We start from the raw sequence: 22,107 nt of genomic DNA on the forward strand, positions 1-22,107 counted from the left end.
ATTACTCATTTTTCATTATTTATCACTCTTTAATTTATTCATATAGTGGTCAATTCAATAAAAGTCCAGGCTCCGGGTACTGTAGCCAATCTTGTATGTGGCTTTGATGTATTGGGTTTATGCCTGCATGAACCTTACGATATTATGGAAGTACAATTGCTTGACGAACCTGTCATTAAAATTCAAAGTGCTGATGGCTATCCCCTGCCAACCGATCCACAACGTAATACCGCTGGTGCACCACTAGTGGAAATGGTAAAAGAACTGGACAACTCTGTAGGCTTCGAGGTTATCATCCACAAACATATTAAACCAGGCAGTGGCATTGGTTCCAGTGCGGCCAGTGCAGCCGGGGCCGTAGTTGCAGCCAATATGCTCCTGGAAAATAAATTTTCAAAGGAAGACTTGGTACGCTTTGCCATGTTTGGCGAAAAAGTGGCTTCTGGTGTGAAACATGCCGACAATATTGCACCTTGTATCTACGGAGGCATTACACTTATCCGCTCGATTTTCCCCCTGGACATTGTAACCATTCCTGCTCCTGACTTATATGTAACTGTTGTACATCCACAGATTGAAGTAAAAACTGCAGATGCCCGCCAGATCTTACGCAAAGAAGTATTACTCAAAGATGCCATCAAGCAATGGGGTAATATCGCAGGCCTGGTGGCTGGTTTTATGAAGAATGATTTAGATCTGATAGGTCGCTCCCTGGAAGATGTAATTATTGAGCCTGTTCGCAGTATTTTAATTCCAGGCTTTGATGAAGTGAAAAGAAAATCTAAGGAAGCAGGTGCATTGGGAGGTGGTATCTCCGGATCTGGCCCTTCCATATTTATGCTCAGTAAAGAAAAATCAACTGCGCAGGCGGTAGCACAACTGATGAATGAAATATATGATCGCATTGGGTTGGATCGTCATACCTATGTGACCAAGATCAATCATCAGGGTGTTAGCCTCGCCCCTACGCTTACTCCCAAGTCCGCCTAAGGCGGAGAGTGTCAACGCACAGGGCCGGATCGCGACGAGGCATCCAAGCATGTGATCGCAAAAAGGTTTCCGTATATCAGTTTTCTATTCATTTTAAATTGTAAAAACTTAAATGCTTTATTATAGTCTCAACAACCAGTCTCCAAAGGTTTCCTTCAGAGAAGCGACCATTGCTGGTCAGGCGCCAGACAAAGGATTGTATTTTCCAGAAGTCATTCCTTCAATTTCCCAAGATGTAATTCAAAATATCAACAGCTACTCTAAAGCGGAAATTGCATTAAAAGTAATTCAGCCTTATGTAGGAGACACCATTCCGGAAGCTGTATTAAAACGCATTGTAGAAGAAACCATAGACTTTGAATTTCCACTGGTAAAAATCAACGACAAAATAGATGCACTGGAATTATTTCATGGTCCTACCCTTGCATTCAAAGACGTAGGAGCCAGATTTATGAGCCGTTGCCTGGGTTATTTCGTACAAGGACAAAATAAAAAGGTTACGGTACTTGTAGCTACCTCAGGAGATACGGGCGGTGCTGTTGCCAATGGTTTTTATGGCGTGGATGGCGTGGATGTAGTCATCCTTTACCCATCCGGAAAAGTGAGCAACATACAGGAATTACAGTTGACCACTTTAGGTAAAAACGTGACAGCCCTTGAGATCAATGGCCGATTTGATGATTGCCAGAGAATGGTGAAACAGGCCTTCGCAGACCAGGAATTAACAAGTCAATTATTTTTAACCTCGGCTAACTCTATTAATGTCGCCCGCTGGCTTCCGCAACAATTCTATTACTTTTTTGCTTACCAGCAGTGGCAAGATAAAGGCAACCCGCCAGTCATCTGTGTTCCTAGTGGCAATTTCGGGAATATCTGCGCAGGCCTGATGGCTTATGCATCAGGATTACCAGTAAAACATTTTGTAGCTGCATGTAACGCTAACGACATTGTTCCTAGTTACCTGCAAACAGGCAACTATCATCCAAAAGAAGCAGTAGCAACCTTATCGAATGCAATGGACGTGGGTAATCCAAGCAACTTTGTTCGTATACTGCAAATCTTCAATAATGAGTTTCATACATTGAAAGAAAAATTAAGCAGCTATAGTGTAACGGACGAAGAAACCGAACAAACCATAAGCGAGGTTTACAAGGAATTCAACTACTTACTAGATCCACATGGTGCTGTTGGCTACCTCTCTTTAGAGAGATATTTAAATGAGCATCCGGCACAAAAAGGTTATTTCCTGGAAACTGCCCACCCGGTTAAATTTCCAGATGCAGTAGAACGCATATCCGGGCATAAAATAGAAGTGCCCCAATCAGTTCAGGGTTTGCTCTCGAAACAAAAAATCAGCATCTCCATGGAACCTGATTTTGATCAGCTGAAAGCCTATTTATTATCAACCCGTTGATCATACCAACTTTGCACACAGCGAAAAAGTAAACTTCGAAATAGCGAAATCTTCTTTATCGCTTTATGTAATATTTCGCTGTGTGTTTTTTTTAAACATTTGCTCGTCCTTGCTTCAATTTCCATATCTAACTTATATTCAACTACTTACAAGTATTTATTTTTAATACGGAAGGCATTCCTACCCTACTTATCGTCCCATTTCAATAGTAATGTTAGTTAGTGTTTGATACATAACTTTCACAATAAATAGCACTCTGCTCACTTATACAACAACAATCGCACATTTGTACCTGTAGAACGGTCATTTTCTTGTGACTTTAGTCACAGCAGGCCGGATTTTTCTATACTTACTTTGTTGAAAAGTATATCATCAAACATGAAATATATCATTGTCGGTGCGGTTGCCGGAGGTGCCAGTACAGCTGCAAGATTGAGAAGATTGGATGAGAACGCAGAAATTGTCATTTTTGAGAAGGGAGCATACATCTCCTATGCCAATTGCGGATTGCCATATTATATAGGAGATATTATACAGGATCGGAACAAACTTTTTGTACAAACCGCGGCCAATTTCAATAAGCGGTTTAATGTTGATGTTCGGATAATGACAGAAGTCATTAATATTAACCCCTCTAAAAAAACAATTACTGCCCGTAACCAGCAAACAGGTGAAATATTCGACGAAGGCTATGACAAGCTTGTACTCGCGCCTGGTGCTGAACCAGTGCGGCCCCCATTACCAGGAATTGGGTTGGAGGGAATCTTCACATTGCGCAATGTCACTGATACCGACTTCATCAAGAGTTATGTGCAAAAATATGCTTCAGGTAAAGCAGTGGTCATAGGTGCCGGATTCATTGGTCTGGAAATGGCAGAAAACCTGCAACACTCAGGACTCAATGTAAGTATCATAGAAATGGGTAAGCAGGTGCTTGCACCAATTGATTTTCCTCTGGCGGCACTTGTACAACAACACATTCGCTCCAAAGGTGTCGATCTTCGTTTGAACACCTCAGTAAATGGCTTCAAAAAAGAAGATAGCGGTATCAAAGTTCTTTTGAGCAATGGAGAAGAGCTCTACACAAACATTGTTATTCTCTCTATTGGCGTCAAGCCTGATACAAAACTGGCTGCAAATGCGGGACTGAAACTGGGCCCTGCGAAAGGTATATTGGTAAATGAATACCTGCAAACATCTGATCCTGATATATACGCTGTAGGAGATGCCATTGAATTTTTAAATCCTATTACCGGATTATCGTCTAATACTTACCTGGCAGGTCCCGCCAATAAGCAAGGTCGTATTTGTGCCAATAACCTTGTTATGGGAAATGTGCAGCAATATAATGGATCTATCAATACTGCCATTGTGAAAGTGTTTGATATGACAGTGGCAACAGCCGGAGTGCCTGTTAAACAATTAAAGAACAATAATATCGAGTATATAGCTTCCACTACACACAGCGGATCTCATGCAGGCTATTTCCCTGGCGCTACCCAGATGAGCATTCAATTAGCTTTCGCGCCAAAGAGCGGCAGATTATTAAGCGCCCAAGTTGCAGGGTACAATGGAGTTGATAAACGCATGGACATACTAGCGTCTGTAATACAAAGGGGGGGCTCCATCTATGAATTGACAGAACTGGAACATGCATATGCACCACCATTCTCTTCAGCCAAAGATCCGGTGAACATAGCAGGATTCGTAGCAGAGAATATACTGCAAGAACAGATGAATGTTGTTTATTGGGATGAATTCAAAGAAAAAGCCACTGATGCTTTTATCCTGGATGTTCGCACTCATAAGGAATTCGAAGCAGGAAGTATTGAAGGAGCAACCAATATTCCATTAGATGAATTACGCAGCAGATTGGAAGAACTACCAAAAGGCAAAGCCATTTATATTTATTGCCAGGTAGGACTTAGAGGCTATCTCGCTTATAGGATATTAAAGCAAAAAGGGTTTGTAGATATTTACAATCTTTCAGGTGGTTATAAGTTATGGAATGCCTGTGCGGCCGAGCACCAAATAAACGCTCCAAAAATTAAAGCATTCGTATAATTACACCAGTACTTTATCCAGGCTAATGATCTCAACATAAGAACGATGAAGCTTAACAATGCCTTTATCAGCAAGTTTTTTCATTAGTCTGGAAATTACTTCCCTTGACGAGTTCAGCTCTTGTGCTATTTCTGTAAAAGGAATGGAAATAATATTACTTTTCTGCATATCCTGGTGTCTTTTCAGGTAAAAGACAAGACGTTCATCCATATTCTGGAAAGCAATATGGTCGATGGTTTGCAACAATTCTTCAAAGCGTTCACGATAAGAACCTAAAACAAATTGGTACCAGCTTTTATACTGAACCATCCATTGGTCCATATAAGGTAGTGGAATACTTAATAAAGTAGTATCTGCTACAGCTTTGGCCATTAACTCACTGGTCTCCTGTTTTGACGCACATACCATTGACAATGCACAAGCTTTCCCCGCATCAAGGTAATACATGAAAAATTCGTTTCCCTCATCATCCTCCCGGTAAATCTTGACAAGACCATCCACGATGATCATAGTGGACCGAATGTATTGACCCGTGCGCATCATTACTGTTCCCTCTTTAAATGTTTTGACTTCTCCAACCTTAACGATTGCAGCAACCAGGTCTTTCTCAAAAAAAGGAAATTTTTGTGTGATATATTGTTCAGTGAGGTTCATTCCATAAAATTAGGAAATAAGCCTGATCCTAACTTTTGGATAATGCCAGAAATTGATTTCCGAACTATATCATTCATTATGAGGTTGCTTGCAGCACCTTATCCTTTGCAACGTTTTCAACTGCAGCCAACCATCCTGCATAAGATTTTTTTATCTTACTGGAATTTGGAGCGGGTAGAATCATTAACTCGCCTTTATTCATAGAGACCAAATGGTCCAGATCTTTATACACGCCTGCTTTTAATCCAGCCATGAAAGCAGCACCTAAAGCAGATACATCCGCCTGTCCGATATTGACTACTGGCTTTTCTAGGAGGTCTGCTAAAAATTGTAGAACAAACTTATTGGATGTGATGCCCCCATCCACCATTAATTGTTGCAAATCCAAATTAGTATCCAGTTCCATAGCGGTTATGACATCTTTGATCTGGTAAGGGATGGATTCAAGAGCTGCCCTCACAATATGGTTTTTATTTGACCCGAATGTAAGGCCTGAAATAGATGCTTTTCGATTCATATCCCAATGTGGTGCACCCAAGCCACTAAAAGCGGGCACAAGGTAAACACCTCCATTATCGTCAACAGAAGTAGCCATGGGCTCGGTCTGCCTGCTATCAATGAACAATCCTAATTCATTTTTTAACCATTCTACAGTAGCACCGCAGGTAACAATCACGCCCTCCAAGGCATAATTCACTTTATCTTCCGTACTCCAGCAAATGGTAGTCACCATTCCATTCTTTGATTCCTTTGGCAGCTCTCCAATATTCATCAGGATGGAACAGCCAGTACCTAAAGTAGCTTTTGCCGTACCAGGCATGAAACAGCCTTCCCCAAATGCAGCGGCATGAGAATCACCAATCATGCCTGTAATATCTATAGGAGAAGGTAACAGGTCTTCAAAACTTGTTTGTCCGAACAAAGCAGAGGATGCTTTTGCTTCGGGGAGATTTAAACGGGAAAGTCCGAATGTGCTAAGGAGTTCCTTATCCCAAGTAAGATCGTGCAGGTTGAAGAATAAGGTGCGGGATGCATTGGTATAATCGGTACTATAGCTTTTTCCTCCTGTCAATCGATACAACAGCCATGTATCTACTGTACCAAAGAAAGCCTTACCACTTTCAATAGCTGCATGAATTTTGGGTTCATTTTCATGCAACCATACCAGTTTACTTCCTGAAAAATAAGGATCGATCACCAGGCCAGTATTTGAGTTGATCATTTCTTCAAGGCCCTCTTCTTTCCAACGTTTACAGATATCAATCGAGCGCTTACATTGCCATACGAGTGCATTATATAAAGGACGGCCTTCATCATCCCATAGCACGAAAGTTTCTCTTTGATTAGAAATGCCGCAAGCTTTGATATGTGCCAGATCTCCTCCACTGGCTTTAAAATCTTCTAAGCACTTTCTAACAGAGGTTAACACATTCTGATAAATATCTTCGGGATCCTGCTCTACAAAACCATTATCAGTGTAGTGAGTTTTTAATGGCTCTGTTCCTCTAGCAACAGGTTTGCCCTTTTCATCAAATATAATAGTCTTAGTACTGCTGGTGCCCTGGTCAATTGCCAGAATGTATGCGGAGTTCATAAAAGTCGTATGAAATATTTAATGAAAAGAAGCTTATTGATTTTTAGAATTGGCTTTATCAATGATTACAGCAAGTAAGATCACAAAACCTTTGACAACTTGTTGCCAGAAAGGAGAAACGTTTAATAGTACAAGACCATTATTGAGTACTCCAATGATGATGGCACCTAACACTGTCCCCATGATACTGCCTTTACCACCGGAAAGCGAAGTACCACCTATCACCACTGCAGCAATAGCATCCAGCTCGTATGTGATTCCTGCATTGGGTTGAGCTGAATCAAGTCTCGATGTAACAATGATACCACCAATAGCAGCCAGTCCGCCAGCTATGGTATAAACAGCGATCTTAATTTTATCAATATTAATCCCTGAAAGTCTTGATGCATTTTCATTGCCACCAATTGCATAAATATACCGTCCAAACCTGGTTTTCCTGGTAAGGAGTACAGCCATTAAAACGATGATACCTGAGATCCATACCGGGACAGGAATACCTAAAAACCAACCAGTCCCAATAAAGGAAAAACTTTCACCTAAACCACTAATTGGAAAGCCCTTTGTCCACAGCATTGTGAGTCCTCTTGCAATAGTGAGCACAGCTAGTGTGGCCACAAAAGGAGGCACTTTAAATCTGGTGATGGTCCAGCCATTAAAAACACCTAAAAGTGCACCTATTAGCAAACCAGCAAGTACAGCTCCAAGAATCGTGAAGCCAACATATAGATTGGCTGAAGGAAATTCAAGACCATTTCTTAGCAAGCCTGCTGTAATCGCTCCAGATAATGCCAATACTGAACCTACAGACAGATCAATACCTGCAGTGAGTACCACGAGGGTCATTCCGGTTGCGATACATATATTAACAGATATCTGCCTCATCACATTCCATGCATTATCTATCGTCAGGAATTTATCAGACAGGATGCTTAATACAAAACACAGAATAAACAGGGCAATCAATGATTGGAACCTCGCTAAAGAACGGGTGTACTTCTTTATACTGTTTTGGCTGTTCAATTTGATTATGGCTTCCATTGATTATATAGTTTTAGGTATGGCTGCTTTTAAAATAACATTTTCGGATGCGCTGCTTACTGGTATTTCAGCGGTCAACCGACCCTCTGATAATACCAGTATCCTGTCGGATATAGCCAGTATTTCAGGTAGTTCGGAAGAAACAACAATGATCCCAATACCTGCATCTGCCAGTTGTAATATGATATTGTATATCTCATTCTTAGCATTGATGTCAATACCACGAGTGGGCTCATCCAGCATCAAAACCTTGGGTTTCTTAGCCAACCATTTTGCCAATACTATTTTCTGCTGATTACCACCACTCAGATTATTGACAGCCTGCTTGTCTGATGGCGTTTTTATTCTCAGTTCTCCGATGTATTTTTCTGCCAGATCACACTCTTTATCATGGTTCAACAAACCTCCGGTTTCAAGATCATCTAGCGTAGTCAGACAAATATTTGTCCGCACATCCATTCCCAATACCAAGCCATCCTTTTTCCTGTCTTCCGGTACCAGAGCTAAACCTGCCTTTATAGCATCAGCTGGCGAAGAGAAATGCATGTGTTTTCCATCGACATAAATACTGCCGACTGTACGCTTTGGATGCAACCCAAAAAGGGCTTCCATCAATTCTGTACGCCCAGCCCCCATCAACCCGAACAGTCCCAATATTTCACCTCTGCCTAATGAAAAAGATATATCCTTCAGAACATTTTCAGCTTTATCTGAATGACGCAAGCTTAAGTTTTCGATGCGGAGTAATTCATCCTTTACAGATTGATCTTCCTTTTGCTTGCGAATGATACTAATGTGCCGGCCAACCATTTTCTGAATCAGGGAATCCTGATCCATTCCTTTCATATCACCGCTTTCAATAGAACATCCATCTCTTAATACAACAAACCGATCGGCAATCCTGAACAATTCATCCAGTTTATGAGAAATGTAAACAATGATCTTATTTTCCTTCCTGAGATTTTCAATAATGCCAAATAGCACATCAACCTCATGATCGCTAATTGCTGATGTAGGTTCATCCATTATGATCACATCTGCATCAATCAGTAAGGCCTTTGCAATTTCTACTACCTGTTGCTGACCTATCTTCAACTGGGAAACAGGAGTATCTGGGTCCAAATCTAATTTTAACCTTTTCAGCAAAGCCTTTGTTCTGTTGCGCATGGCTTCTTTATCTAACAGCCCCCACTTATTTAGGATTTCGCGCCCTAAGAAGATATTCTCCCTGATATTTAAATATGGAATCAGATTTAATTCCTGATGTATGATGGCGATACCACAAGCCTGGGCTTCACGTACTGAAGTAAAATAAACAGGTTCGTCCTTATAAAGGATGCGCCCTTCGTAATCAGGATAAACCCCGGAAAGTATCTTCATGAGCGTTGACTTCCCTGCTCCATTTTCTCCCAAAATGGCATTCACCTTTCCTGGATATAGTTCCATACTCACGTTATTCAACGCGATAACTCCTGGAAACCTCTTTGTTATGTTTTCGACTGCAAGCACGTTGGGTGTTTATGATTAAAGAGTGATGAGTAACTTATTTACTTTCCAGCTTTAAAGTGATAGGGACAACTTCAATATGATCCAGATTCAAATGCGCCTGATTCAATTCGATAGCACCTGAGAATTTTATTCTATCACCGACTTTCCCATTGGCTTTGAAAGAAGGCAAAACTTCACTTCTAACGATCTTATTGATCTCAGCAGACACATTATTAAAGTCCATAGTGCTGTTGAACTCATTGATATTGATTAGACCGGAAGCATCTCTTATAGCATTTCCATAAACAAATTCAGTGGCAATTTCCAGTTGCTTCTGGGTGGTATCACTGATATAAGAAATAGTGGTTGTATTCTCACCGATAGCTTTGATGGTTCCTTCTCCTTTTACCAAGAAGTAACGGATATTACCAATGCCAAGAGCATGTGAGTAAGACAGAAAAGCCTTTGACGGGTCTGATTGAACCAGTTTTAAAAGCGCATCTATTTCAACTGCTTTATCAATGCCGGGCATTAATTTCTTATTAAAGAAATGATGCGCATAGGAGGCAGCGTCAAATTGCTTGACCGCAGATGCGGCCTTTACTTCATCAAGGCTTTTGAAATAAATAGAATTGTAAGCTACTACTATCAAAGCCACAATTGAGAGCGCATATTTGATAACTTTCTTTTGCATGCAATCTGGTTGAAATGGTGAATGGTGAATGGAAAGACTGATTTCTGTTATTTTCCTTCATCCTTCTTACCGTAGGCAATGTAATCGCCGACATTATTCTGCGTAACTAATTCTACTGCGACAGGCATCTTCTTTGGAAACTCACGTTTACCTTTAAAATATTCATCGGCATATTGAGCTGCAGTTTCTGCCATCACTTGTGGAAACTGCATGGCTGTAGCTTCTACTTTACCGTTTTTAATAGCGTCGACGGCATCCTCTGCTCCATCAAATCCAAACACTTTTACATGACCCGCTTTACCTGCCGCCACCAGAGCCTGGTAAGCACCCATGGCCATAGCATCATTGCCACAAAAAACAGCATCGATATCGGGGTTTGCCTGGAGTATAGACTCCAATACTTCCATGGCTTTGTTGCGGTCAAAGTCAGCACTTTGCTGTGCAACCATCTTCAATCCGGGGTAATTATCAACCAGGCTGTGAAATCCTTTGGAGCGGTTCCAAGTATTGTTGTCACTAACTAATCCCAGTAACTCAACATACTTACCTTGCTTATTCAGCTTTTCGACAAAATACCTACCTATGGCGACACAGCCAGAATAGCTATCAGAAAGGATCTGGGAGGTGGCACCATCAGTAGTATTTACTTCGCGGTCCATGCAAAATACAGGCACTTTTGCAGCCTTAGCCCTCATCACATTAGCCACCGAGCCTTCAGCATCTGTGGGATTAAAGAGAATAGCACTATAGCCGGAAGCAATTGCATTTTCAAAATGTTCGGTTTCCAAAGCCGTATTATTTTGAGAATCGAAAATCTTTGCTTCATATCCTAGCTCTTTTGCCTTGGCAGAAGCTTTTTGTGCCAAGAAAACAAACCAAGGATTGTTCAAAGTTGATACAACAACTGCGATCTTTCTGGGTTGGTCTGATGCTGCTTTGTTTTTGCAGCTACTGGTTACAATTAACAGAGATAGTAACAGCAGTAAAAAAGGTTGAGGGAAATGTTTTATCATGGTCAATTATCGTTAGAGATCAGGTAAGCAACCGTTAGTTAAATTAGTAAATCATCCATAAAAACCATGGAATTGACTCCTGTTTATTGTCTTTTTAACAGTTTTAAAGCTGTGGCAACAATGCCTGTTTTTGAAATACCATAATGATTGAATATTTCTGCCTGGGAACCTGTAATTGTATATTCGTCAGGAATACCCATTATTTTAAAGGGGTTAGAATAGCCATTCTGCATCAAAAAAGAAGCACAAGCCTCACCTAAGCCACCGTAAACGCTATGTTCTTCTACTGTAATCACAGGGGCGCCTGTAGAAGCCACTGCAGACAACAGCTCATAATCAAGAGGCTTTATGGTGTGCATGCTCACAACAGTAGTGCTGAGATTGTGTTCCTTCTCCAGCATGATTGCAGCCTGCAGAGATGGATAAACAGTTTCGCCTGTAGCAATGATCGTTAAGGCATCTCCATTTTTGATGATCCTGCCTTTACCAAATTGAAAATCACCATCTTCTGCTGGCTTTAACAAGGGCATTGGTTTTTTACCAAAACGCAGGTAAACCGGGTGATGTATTTCTGCAGCCAGCCTGATGGCCTGTTCTGTTTCGAAATTATCGGCCGGGGCTACAATGATTATATTATTAATGGCCCTCAGAGCAGCAAAATCATGCAGGCTATGGTGGGTAGAACCCAAAGCACCATAGCTAACACCTGCACTGATGCCAATCAGCTTTACCGGATTATCTGAATAAGCAACATCATTTTTAATTTGCTCTAAGGCCCTGGCTGTCAGAAAACAAGCTGGTGAGACAGCGAAAACCTTTTTGCCTGCAGAAGCCAATCCTGCGGCAACTCCAACCAGGTTTTGTTCTGCAATCCCCACCTCAACGATCTGTTGCGGAAATTGCTGTCCATAAGGAGCCAGTTTACCCGAGCCTCTTGAATCGCTGGTGACTGCGATGATATCCCTATCATTCAGGGCCAGCTCTTGCAACGTACCAGCAAATACTTCCAGGTTTGCTTTATCTGTTCCTATAGCTTCAATGATTAATCCCACGATAATACAAATTAGTTGTTTGATGATGTTTTTATAGTGCAGCCATCACTCTATCCAATTCTTCAATGGCAAATGCATATTGCTCTTTACCAGGAACACCATGATGCCATTTGAGGCCATTCTCCATGTAACTGACGCCTTTCCCTTTCACTGTATGTGCGACGATCAGACTTGGTTTCCCCTGCGCAAAAGGAAGGGCATCAAAAGTTTCTTTCAGTTCTTTGATATTATGCCCGTCGACGTGTCTCACTTCCCAGCCAAAACTTTCAAATTTCCTGTCAATGGGATCTGTATTGCATACATCAGCAGTGCGTCCGGAGATCTGTAACTTGTTATAATCTATAATGGCGCAAAGATTATCCAGCTTGTAATGAGCAGCACACAAAGCGGCCTCCCAATTAGAACCTTCAGGTAATTCACCATCCCCCAAAAGGGTAAAAACGCGGTATTTTTTTGCATCCATCTTGGCCGCCAAAGCGGTTCCGACTGAGATGGGCAAGCCATGACCCAAGGCACCGGTATTTTGCTCAATACCTTTTACCTTTCTGGTAGGATGACCAATGTAATGAGACTTGTATCTGCACATTGTTTCCAGATCTGAATAAGGGAAAAAGCCTTTATCAGCCAATACTACAAACAGAGCTTCCACACAGTGTCCTTTACTCTGGATATAGCGGTCCCTATCCGGAGAGGTAAAGTTTCCGGGATCCACATTTAAAACGCAGTTGTATAATACATTTAAGATATCAATGCAGGATAAACTTCCCCCTGTATGACCAGCCTGGGCGCCTACTATATACTTCAATATGCTTTTGCGGTAGGCAACTGATTTCTGTGCTAATTCTTTTTCCGTCATAGAAAATCCCCCACACCCCCACCCCCTAAAGGGGAGCCTATACACACTCCTCTTTCAGGGAAAAGGATTTAATATTATTTACTTATTTAGAATTATTGTTGTTGTGGACATGCTCAATTGAAGTTCCCTACCGTCAATGGATCAGGCGCGGAATTGTGATGATATACATCCCATCCCATATAATTCCCAAGAGCTTCTTTTAAAATACCTGCGGTGTTGGAAGCATTCATGACTACATGGTGCTCAAAACCATTGCGACAAACAAACTGCATCAATCTTTGCAAGTTTGGAATCTTCGCAACAGCCCTGGTTCCAAAAGTGTTCAATTCGTCATCGGTTAATGCGCCTTCGCCTATATATGCTTTGATAATGCCTTTAGGATCATCCGTGCTGATTCGTCCATAAGTAAGCGGCGATGCCGGGGTGCGGCCTGCCAATGCTCCATAAGTATTTTCTTCACCTATGGTTGTGCCCAAAATTGGAGCAGTGCTGATTTCAATGTCGGGCAGAAATGATTTAGCCCAGTTACCACAGTGGAATAAAACACATTTTTCATCATCATTTGCATAGTTGTTATTCCAATCCACCAAAGCACTTGGCGAACCTGAAGCTAACTGCATCGCATACATGCTTAAAGTGCCAGTTACATCTACTTCGCAGGCACTGGGAAGCATATTCTCGCTCATGATGCTCATGCTGGTACATACATTACAGCCATAGTTTTGCTGCAATGAGGTCCAGCACTGGATAGCAGTTGCATCCAAGGCGTATTCATCCATAAAGGAATTAAGCGCCACATCCAATTTTGCAATCTGGACCAGCTTCTCGTGCGGCGTACGGCCTGAAGGAGCATAACTTTTTATTTTCTCCATTCTTTCCACAACTGTTTTATCAGCAAGGGAAAGCTTATTAGCATGCCCCAGGATTTGCGATAGATCTACAGTAACTACAGAAATGCCATTGCGCTGTAATATCTTTTCACTATATCTCACTGTATTAAAGGCACCAGGGCGGGCACCCACAGCTCCAATACGCACTTTTTTCAATCCTCTAACCACGCGGCAGGTAGCGGCAAAGTCAGAAAGATCCTTGAGGAAACCGGGATCTGAAGGATGCACTACATGTTTTGTTGTGAGAGAAAACTTGATCCCGTACTGGTAAAAATTATTGCATACGGAAATCTTACCACACCAAGCATCCCTTCTACGGGCTACATCCAGTTTATTTAAATCATCAGGGTAGGCTTGTACCAATACAGGCACGTCCAGTCCTGCAAGTTTTATCGTATCAGCTACGCCTTTCTCATCGCCAAAGTTGGGTAGCACTACCAGAATACCCATGATTTCATCAGCGAATGTTCTGAACAATGCAGCACATTTTTGGGCCTCCTGGTATGTTTCCACACCACCCAGTTTAGTAGCGCTTTCTTCGAGCATTATTGGTTTGATACCAGTTTTGGCAAAAGCTTCCAAAAGGTCGGAACGGCACTCTCCCACCAGTCTATCAGGGAAAAAATCCCTGTTTCCGATTATAACACCCAGTGTAATTTTTTCGTTGTTCTTTTTTAGCATATTTGAGTCTTTAGCCTGCTATGATCAACTCAATTTCATGGTCTTTAAACACCTGCTTGAATTTATCCTCAATAGCAGCATCAGTAATAATGTAATCGATCAATGATAAAGCCCCGAGGCTGGCAAAAGCACTCTTACCAATCTTAGTGGAATCGGCAACCAAGAAAGTGGTATCGGCTGCATCAATCATTGCCTTTTTAACCACCAAGTCACTGATACTTGGGTAAGTAAGACCAGCCTTCAGAGAAATACCTGCTGTAGCCAGGAATAACTTCTGCACATTAATGCCCTTGAAAAAGTCGGCCGCTTTCTGGCCAGTAAGGGACAAAGTTGGAGGCTTGAATTCCCCGCCAGTTACAATGACTTCAATACCTGGTTCTGCACCCAAGAGCAAGGCAATATTTAAAGCATTCGTTAGTACTGTCAGGTTTTTGAAACCCTTCAATTTCTTTGCAATCTCTGTAGTGGTAGTACCAGAATCCAAGATGATCGTATCGCCACTCTCAATGTATTCCAGGCATTTGCTTGCTATCAACTCCTTCTTTTCCATATTCTCCTGATTAGCCAGAGAAAATGCCTGCACCTGATCCTTAATATTTTTTAGAAAAGCGCCTCCGTGCTCCTTTATCACTAGACCATCCCTTTCCAACTTTTCAAGATCCTGGCGAATGGTCACTTCAGTTACCTTGAAGATTCTTGCAAGGTCAATGACCTTGGCGGAACCATCTTCCTTTATTAATTCATAGATTTTCTCCCGCCTTTGATTTGGAATCATAAATCCAAGTAGTTTCTTTTTTGTTTAAAAATAATAATATTCTATGAAATAACCCAATAAAATCGAAAATAAAAGAAAAAAATAGTAAAAAATAGGAACAACAAATGATTCGAATCTACCAGAGGCGGACAAGTTTGAATGAAGAATGGGAGAAAGGGAATGATATAAGGATATTAGGGTATGGGTTGGGTGAAAAATGGTTTCTAGGCTCAAGTACGGCTATGATACGGCTAAGGTACGGCTCAAGTACGGCTCAGGTACGGCTCAGGTATGGATTCAGGGTCAAGAGGAAGGGAGGGGTCAAAATCTGTTTCGTGCACTAAGTATACTTGAAGTGTGCTTGATGAGTGCTTGATCTATACACCAAACCTACTCCAGCTATGTAAAAGAGGGGAGATTTGGGGGATTTCGGATTTGGGAATTTAGTGATGCTGAGGTAAACAAATACCAAACTAGTAGAGCAGCTATGGCTTTGATATGGAGTTAGTACGGGGTAGACAGGGAGTAACACCGGAGTATCTATGGAGTAAGGTCTCTATAACATCTCTATAACATCTCTATAAGGTCTCTGTAAGGTTGGGGTGGAAATGAGAAAAGTAGTATCTAAAATGTAAATATAAAACTGAGGTTGGGTGAAACGAAGGAGAAAAGAGCTATGCTGATTTGGATGAATCAGGAGGCGGAAGGATGAGGAATATGGTGTTGAGGCGTTTGGTTGGTGAGGTGGCGAGAAAGGAAAAACCCGGTTTATAACCTTAATTGGTTATAAACCGGGTTGCTGCTTAAATAAAAATCAACTTAGTACTAATAACCAGGATTTTGTGGTGCCAGGTTGGGATTCTGGTTCAGTGAATATTGTGGCACGGGCAGTAATAATTTATTAGCATTCACTGCTTTTCCTTTTGCAGTAAGTACAGCGACTGCACGACCTGTTCTTTTTAAATCGAACCAACGTTGATATTCAAGGGCAAACTCCATGCGTCGTTCATGTTCAACGGCAAGATCAATTGTTGGGTATTTGACGGCAGGATATCCGGCTGAACCAAAAAGCGGAAGTCCAGCTCTTGCCCTTACCCTGTTCATGTATTGCGGATCGCCGGTAGCCTCGGTAAGCAGCAACAACACATCAGCGTAACGCAGTACTATGAAATTATTGTTGCAGGCTTCTGCTCCTCCATCAAGCGGCGCCGTAAGGTCCACCCATTTTTTATTGAACTTGATAGGAACAAAAACACCGCCTTTAGTATAACCAGTATAAAAAGACGCATCCTTGCGCGTGTCACCATCCTCATATTCATTGTATAAATCATCCGTCACCATATTCATTCCACCGCCATATTTTGTAATGGAAAAATTTTCAAAAGGCGCAAAAGCTGGCCAGAAAGAACTGTAAGGATTGGCAGCACCACCCAGGTATTGAATTTCAAAAATCGACTCTTTAGTGTTTTTTTGGGCTGTTGTATTTCCCCATAAGGAAGTGAAAGAAGGCAACAAGTCGTATTTAGAACCACCATAACTGTCTACCACTTCCTTCAAGATTTGCGCAGCCTTGGCTTTATCACCCATTGTAAGATATACTTTACCCAACAATGATTTAGCCGCACCTTTGGTCGCTCTTCCTTTGGCAGGCTCACTGCTTGGCTCTGTTAGATCAGTAGCTGCCGCCTTTAATTCCTCTACAATAAAATTATACACATCTGCCTTAGGAGTCCGCTTCATAGCATAAGCCTCCTCGCCAATGATCGGTTTTGTAACCAGCGGCACATCGCCATATAACTGAACCAAGTTGAAATAATACAATCCCCTCAAAAATTTCATCTCGGCGATGATTTGTTTTTTATATGCATCATCCAGGTCAGCATCTACTATTTTATCCAATACAATATTTATCTGGTACATGGAGGTATAATAATCAACCCAAAACTGATAAACACCTGTATTGTTTGACGCAACGGTATAATCGCGGAATGCCTGCTGATCCACAATGGTAAACGAACCAGAAATAGCCAAGGTGGAGACAGTAGCATTATCAGACATTAATTCACCGGTAAACGACATAGCCCCCTTGGGTGCGTAAATTGTATATAAAGTTGCGTAAGCAGCATTGGTAGCCAGGTCAAAGTCGCTCTTGGTCTTAAAGACTGCATTTGTATTAGCGTTAGATATAGGGCTTAACTCAAGAAATGATTTTTTGCAACTGCTTATTAGTACCAATAATGCGAGTATATATGCTATTTTAGAATATTTCATTTTACTAACTTTTTAAGTTCGTGGACAATTTTAGAAATCCATCTTAACGCCGAAGGTTACAATTAAAGGAATCGGATAAGCTCCGTAGTCGGCCCCTAGTAACAAGCCCGGAGGATTGCTTGAATTGCCACCGTTAGCACCTGGTACAGAAGAAGTGCCGACAGAATAGGTACTGTTTTCCGGATCATAACCCACATAATCGCTGAACACATATACGTTTTCTGCATTAGCATATACCCGCACATTTTTAATAGGAGTCTTTTTAAGAACAGAGTTTGGCAAAGAATAAGAGGCTCTCAAGTTTTTAATTCTTACGAAGGTGCCATCCTCCATCCAATAGTTAGAGTATCCTTGTATAAAAGCGGCTTTACCTTGAGCGTTGGCAGAATAAGTGGCATAAGGTTTAAATGTTTTGCCATCGCCGGGTTCCTGTTCGGATTTCCAATAGTTTGTTACAGAAGCATAGGAATTACGGCTATCGTTCCAGAACTTGCTGAAACGGGTCTGCTGATTCCATATCTCACTACCAAACACGCCTTGCAGCATAAAGGAGAATTCAAAGCCTTTATAACGAAGTGTATTGGTAAGACCTGCGGTAAAGTCGGGCTGGATATTACCTAAAATAGTACGGTCATTGATGTCAATCTTTTTATCACCGTTCACATCCCGGATGATTGGATCACCAGGTGCCGCACCGGCATAATGTATGGATTTATCAACCTCGCTTTGGTTGTTGTAGATACCATCAAAAATATATCCTTTGTAATTGGATATGGGCTGACCTACTTCTGTTACGAAATAACCCCATTCATCTATTTCAATAGGCGCATTGTTAGGCCCTAATTTCAATACTTTATTCCTATTGATTGATAAATTGAAATCAGTACTCCAGGTAAAAGCCCCGCCATCAATATTTTTTGTGGACAGGCCGAATTCAAAACCCTTGTTTTCCATGCTGCCAATATTGGTCAATTGCGTTGTAAAACCAGTATAAGCAGGCACAGGTACGTTCAACAACATGTCTTTTGTTACAGACTTATAGGCATCTATGGTAATATTGATCCGGTTTTTTAATAAAGCCAGGTCGGCACCTATGTTATACTGGCCTGTTTTTTCCCATTTAAGACCAGGATTGGAGATAGATATCGTACGCAAACCGTTTACAACTGAAGTACCGTTCACATAACGGGAAGTACCCAGCAAAGAAATGGAGCCATAATTTGGGATCAGGTTGTTACCTGTTTGTCCATAGCTCACCCTGAGTTTTAAGGTATTGATGGCCGCCATATTGCGCATGAAGCCTTCATCGGAAACCAGCCAGGCAGCAGAAACGGAAGGGAAAGTACCCCACTTGGAATCTTCACCAAACCTTGAACTACCATCACGACGCAGCGTAGCATTCATGAAATACCTGTTTTTAAATCCATAGCTCACCCTGCCTAGCATGGAAAGCAATGACCATTCTTCGGCGAAATTTGCATTGGCTGGTTTGGTAATGGTACCTGCAGCATTGATTGTTCGAACCAGGTCGTTGGGGAAATCAGTCCCATTGATGGCGGTGTTTTCAAACCTGTTCTTTTGTGAACTATAACCGGCAACAGCACCCAACGTATGATCACCAAATGTTTTATTGTAAGTAGCAGTAAATTCAGCAAGCCAGTTCAGGTTTGAAGTAGTTTTTACAGACGCCTGTGCAGGCAACACACTTGAATAACCGTAACCCTGGCCAGCTTCCCAATACCAGTTGTTATTAGTATTGGTCACGTTTCCGTTACCGCTGGCACGCAGGGTAAGATCCTTGATAGGCTTAACTTCCAGGTAAGCATTTGCCAGCGTATTATATGTCTTGTTTAATTTGTCGGCATAGGAAATCAAGGAATGCGGGCTCCATAATTGCACGCCAAATGTTTGAAAACGTTTCCAGGTAGAATTAGGATCTAAAAAGCCAAGATATCCATTTTCATTGTATTCCGGGAAAATAGGATCACTTTGCAATCCCAGGCTCACTACATCACTTTTACCAGAGGTTCCGTCGGTACGGTCATTTGTCCCAGTAAAAGCAATGTTTAAACCAGCTGTTACCCGATCTGATATTTTTTGCCTGATATTGGAACGCAGGGAAAGGCGTTTATAAAAATTTTCAATCAACACGGCTTTTTGATCCAGATAGCCCACAGAAAAGAGGTAACTGGTTTTATCTGTACCTCCATTTAACGATACCTGAGCATTGGACATTGGTGCTGTCTGGTACATTACATCCTGCCAGTCAGTGCCTTTGCCAAACTGCGCAGGATTTGTCAGAAAATCGTCAGGGATCATATAGTTTTTTGCACCACTAACCAGAGACCGTTTAGCATTATCATCAGTAGGTTTATTGTTCACAGGATCCAATAAAACCCATGCATTATTCCTGGCATCAATGTAATATTTAATCCACTCCTGCGCATCCATCATATCCACCTTGCGAGTCACTTTGCTGATTCCTTGCTCATAGGCAACATTTACCTGTGTTTTACCCGCCTTGCCCAGTTTGGTAGTAACAATGATCACACCGTTGGCTCCCCGGGAGCCATAAATTGCAGAAGAAGCTGCATCTTTCAAAATCTCAACAGACTGAATATCCTGCGGATTGATCTGGTTCAGATCAAAGTTTTCCAATGCCATTCCATCCACTACATATAATGGTGTAGTTCCAGCGGTAATCGAACTGTTACCCCGAATTTTGATGGTAGGGCCGAAACCAGGAGCGCCCTGAGATGAAGCAATCTGGACCCCCGGAACTGTACCTGCCAGAGATTGTGCTACGTTAGAAAAAGAACGGTCCTTAAACTCATCATATCCCACCGAAACAACCGCACCTGTAACGGCACGTTTCTTTTGGGTACCGTAACCAATCACTACAACGTTTTCCATGGCTTTTGAATCTGTGCTCAGGTTGATGGCAAGCTCCACTTGCTTACCCACAGCCACTTCCACCTCCTTGAAACCCACGAAAGAAAAAATTAAAACAGATTCATTACCAGGCACGTTGATGGAAAACCGACCATCTGCGCCGGTGGAGGTACCCTGGTTACCCCCTTTTACCTTGACACTTACACCGGTCATCGTTTCCCCGTTTTCAGAATTTGTAACACGCCCTTGAATCTGACGTGATTGCGCATGAACTGCCGTAATCAATAGCATGGCAAAAAAGAAGAGAAGACATTGTTTCATATGACAACTTTTTGTTTAATGAGCATAGTTTAACTACACCCTTTTTCTTTTGAAAATGGCTACTAAAAAATTGAAATAAACCAGATTGAATTATGGAATGACTATTTGTGTTCGAAAATCTTGAAGGGCTGGAGTTTTGTCTTTCAGTGCAATCATTTTCGTTGTTTTTCGTTTTGAAAAGTTAAAGCACATTTTGGTTTAAAAAAAATATTTTTCGAAAATTTTAGAAAATAAAGGAAAGAAATTAGCGCTAGTATTTGATTATCAAACAATAACTTCCGAGATTATTGAGGGAATCGGGGCTATGGGAAAGGCAAGATAAGTTCCCATAATTGCGCACCTCGGTACTTCGAGGAAGAAAAAGAAAAGAAATTAATAGAAGAAAATACAAAAATAAATAGCCCTTTACCTGTTGAAGCAATGGGCTATTTATTAAAAAATATCTTGATTATTTACCCAGGAAGTCTTCTATAATGGTTTGTAACTCTTGTAGCCTGGAATAATTGACACTATAATGTATCTGTTTTCCATTTCTTATTGTGTTTACGCAACCAGCTTTTCTTAAAATAGCCAGGTGCTGAGAGGCTACAGATTGCTCCAACTTCAGCGTTGAATAAATATTGGTTACAGAAGTCCGGCCTTGCTCATTAATATAGTTCAATATTTGCTGCCTAAGCTCATGGTCAATGGCTCTTAACAGCAGCCTGGCCTTTCTGATCTGCATTTCATTAATAAGTAATGGACTTACTTCTGGTGATAAGGTTTGTACCATAGCAGTAGAGATTATATTTACATAAAAGTAATCATGTATCATTGTTTCATGCTGGCAAATCATCATATATAAGGAATTCTAATGAGATTTTAATCTCAGCAGCATCAATCTTTTTTGCCTATTGCATTTTACACGCCAGTTTATTATCTTGTTTTTATGACTATTCACGATTTTAAAATCCTCGATGATCATCAGAAAGCAACCGCTTTAGTTGATGAGGGTGTGTTGATCGGGAAAAGGGACTTGCTGTTTTACCTAGTGTTTTTATACCAGGTAGAAGGGTTTTACGTGGAAGTGCTCTATAGCATTAAATCAAAAAAAGTGCACAAGTTCAGAGCATTTGAAAATGTAGGATTACTAGATCCTTATCTCTCAAAAATTGATATTTCAGAACTACATGTATCACAATAGATTCAATTTTTCCATTCAACTCATATCATAAAACAGTAAATTCTCTTCAACACAAGGCTGATCCAAGTATCATTTTTTAAAATAAGCTCATCATTGAAATTATTCATACTTGAAAAAAGTATCGAAAATTGATAAAATAATACCAAAAATTGATAAAAATTGATTAGCGGTACACCCAAAATAATTGTACGTTTGACACGTACTATTTGTCATTAAGGGTTGCCTGCATTTCTATGCGGGCTTCCTGTGCATTAAACA

17 protein-coding genes are annotated in these 22,107 nt (G+C 41.2%); 4 read left to right on the top strand and 13 right to left on the bottom strand.

Annotated elements, in window-relative coordinates:
- Nucleotides 1–45: 45 nt before the first annotated feature.
- The 3 genes from OCK74_RS15825 to OCK74_RS15835 all read left to right on the top strand — a co-directional run bounded on the left by OCK74_RS15825 (nucleotide 46) and on the right by OCK74_RS15835 (nucleotide 4,468).
- A complete protein-coding gene (locus tag OCK74_RS15825) occupies nucleotides 46–990 on the top strand; it encodes a homoserine kinase (RefSeq protein WP_279298031.1) in 945 nt (314 codons plus the stop codon).
- 112 nt (nucleotides 991–1,102) lie between these two features.
- Nucleotides 1,103–2,404, top strand: coding sequence for a threonine synthase (gene thrC, locus OCK74_RS15830; protein ID WP_279298032.1), 1,302 nt, complete (start codon nucleotides 1,103–1,105; stop codon nucleotides 2,402–2,404).
- A 378-nt stretch (nucleotides 2,405–2,782) separates the two neighbouring features.
- On the top strand, nucleotides 2,783–4,468 hold the full coding sequence (locus OCK74_RS15835; protein ID WP_279298033.1) for an FAD-dependent oxidoreductase: 1,686 nt from the start codon (nucleotides 2,783–2,785) through the stop codon (nucleotides 4,466–4,468).
- Here the strand turns inward: OCK74_RS15835 and OCK74_RS15840 are convergent, their stop codons facing one another.
- The 13 genes from OCK74_RS15840 to OCK74_RS15900 form a co-directional block, all read right to left on the bottom strand.
- Nucleotides 4,469–5,122, bottom strand: a complete 654-nt coding sequence (locus OCK74_RS15840; protein ID WP_279298034.1) for a Crp/Fnr family transcriptional regulator — start codon at nucleotides 5,120–5,122, stop codon at nucleotides 4,469–4,471.
- Between the two features lie 76 nt (nucleotides 5,123–5,198).
- Nucleotides 5,199–6,716, bottom strand: coding sequence for an FGGY family carbohydrate kinase (locus OCK74_RS15845; protein WP_279298035.1), 1,518 nt, complete (start codon nucleotides 6,714–6,716; stop codon nucleotides 5,199–5,201).
- A 33-nt stretch (nucleotides 6,717–6,749) separates the two neighbouring features.
- Nucleotides 6,750–7,754, bottom strand: coding sequence for an ABC transporter permease (locus OCK74_RS15850; protein ID WP_279298036.1), 1,005 nt, complete (start codon nucleotides 7,752–7,754; stop codon nucleotides 6,750–6,752).
- Nucleotides 7,755–7,757: 3 nt separating this feature from the next.
- A complete protein-coding gene (locus OCK74_RS15855; RefSeq protein WP_279298037.1) occupies nucleotides 7,758–9,263 on the bottom strand; it encodes a sugar ABC transporter ATP-binding protein in 1,506 nt (501 codons plus the stop codon).
- 34 nt (nucleotides 9,264–9,297) lie between these two features.
- Nucleotides 9,298–9,936: a DUF2291 domain-containing protein gene (locus OCK74_RS15860; protein WP_279298038.1), complete on the bottom strand. Its 639-nt coding sequence runs from the start codon at nucleotides 9,934–9,936 to the stop codon at nucleotides 9,298–9,300.
- A 47-nt stretch (nucleotides 9,937–9,983) separates the two neighbouring features.
- A complete protein-coding gene (locus tag OCK74_RS15865; RefSeq protein ID WP_279298039.1) occupies nucleotides 9,984–10,949 on the bottom strand; it encodes a D-ribose ABC transporter substrate-binding protein in 966 nt (321 codons plus the stop codon).
- 83 nt (nucleotides 10,950–11,032) lie between these two features.
- Entirely contained in the window at nucleotides 11,033–12,001 is a 969-nt protein-coding gene (locus OCK74_RS15870; protein WP_279298040.1) for a transketolase family protein, read from the bottom strand.
- 31 nt (nucleotides 12,002–12,032) lie between these two features.
- Nucleotides 12,033–12,857: a transketolase gene (locus tag OCK74_RS15875; RefSeq protein WP_279298041.1), complete on the bottom strand. Its 825-nt coding sequence runs from the start codon at nucleotides 12,855–12,857 to the stop codon at nucleotides 12,033–12,035.
- Nucleotides 12,858–12,970: 113 nt separating this feature from the next.
- Complete coding sequence (locus OCK74_RS15880; protein ID WP_279298042.1) at nucleotides 12,971–14,428, bottom strand: L-fucose/L-arabinose isomerase family protein; 1,458 nt, start codon at nucleotides 14,426–14,428, stop codon at nucleotides 12,971–12,973.
- Between the two features lie 10 nt (nucleotides 14,429–14,438).
- Nucleotides 14,439–15,203 carry a DeoR/GlpR family DNA-binding transcription regulator gene (locus OCK74_RS15885; RefSeq protein ID WP_279298043.1) on the bottom strand — a complete coding sequence of 255 codons (765 nt, stop codon included), beginning with the start codon at nucleotides 15,201–15,203 and terminating at the stop codon, nucleotides 14,439–14,441.
- An 804-nt stretch (nucleotides 15,204–16,007) separates the two neighbouring features.
- A complete protein-coding gene (locus OCK74_RS15890; protein WP_279298044.1) occupies nucleotides 16,008–17,453 on the bottom strand; it encodes a RagB/SusD family nutrient uptake outer membrane protein in 1,446 nt (481 codons plus the stop codon).
- Nucleotides 17,454–17,483: 30 nt separating this feature from the next.
- Nucleotides 17,484–20,666 carry a SusC/RagA family TonB-linked outer membrane protein gene (locus OCK74_RS15895; protein ID WP_279298045.1) on the bottom strand — a complete coding sequence of 1,061 codons (3,183 nt, stop codon included), beginning with the start codon at nucleotides 20,664–20,666 and terminating at the stop codon, nucleotides 17,484–17,486.
- A gap of 448 nt (nucleotides 20,667–21,114) precedes the next feature.
- Nucleotides 21,115–21,438, bottom strand: a complete 324-nt coding sequence (locus OCK74_RS15900; RefSeq protein ID WP_279298046.1) for an ArsR/SmtB family transcription factor — start codon at nucleotides 21,436–21,438, stop codon at nucleotides 21,115–21,117.
- Nucleotides 21,439–21,594: 156 nt separating this feature from the next.
- On the opposite strand from OCK74_RS15900, the gene OCK74_RS15905 reads away from it, so the two are divergent.
- A complete protein-coding gene (locus OCK74_RS15905) occupies nucleotides 21,595–21,849 on the top strand; it encodes a hypothetical protein (RefSeq protein WP_279298047.1) in 255 nt (84 codons plus the stop codon).
- Nucleotides 21,850–22,107: the final 258 nt, after the last annotated feature.

It is taken from the genome of Paraflavisolibacter caeni (assembly GCF_025628885.1).
GTDB lineage: Bacteria > Bacteroidota > Bacteroidia > Chitinophagales > Chitinophagaceae > Flavisolibacter > Flavisolibacter caeni.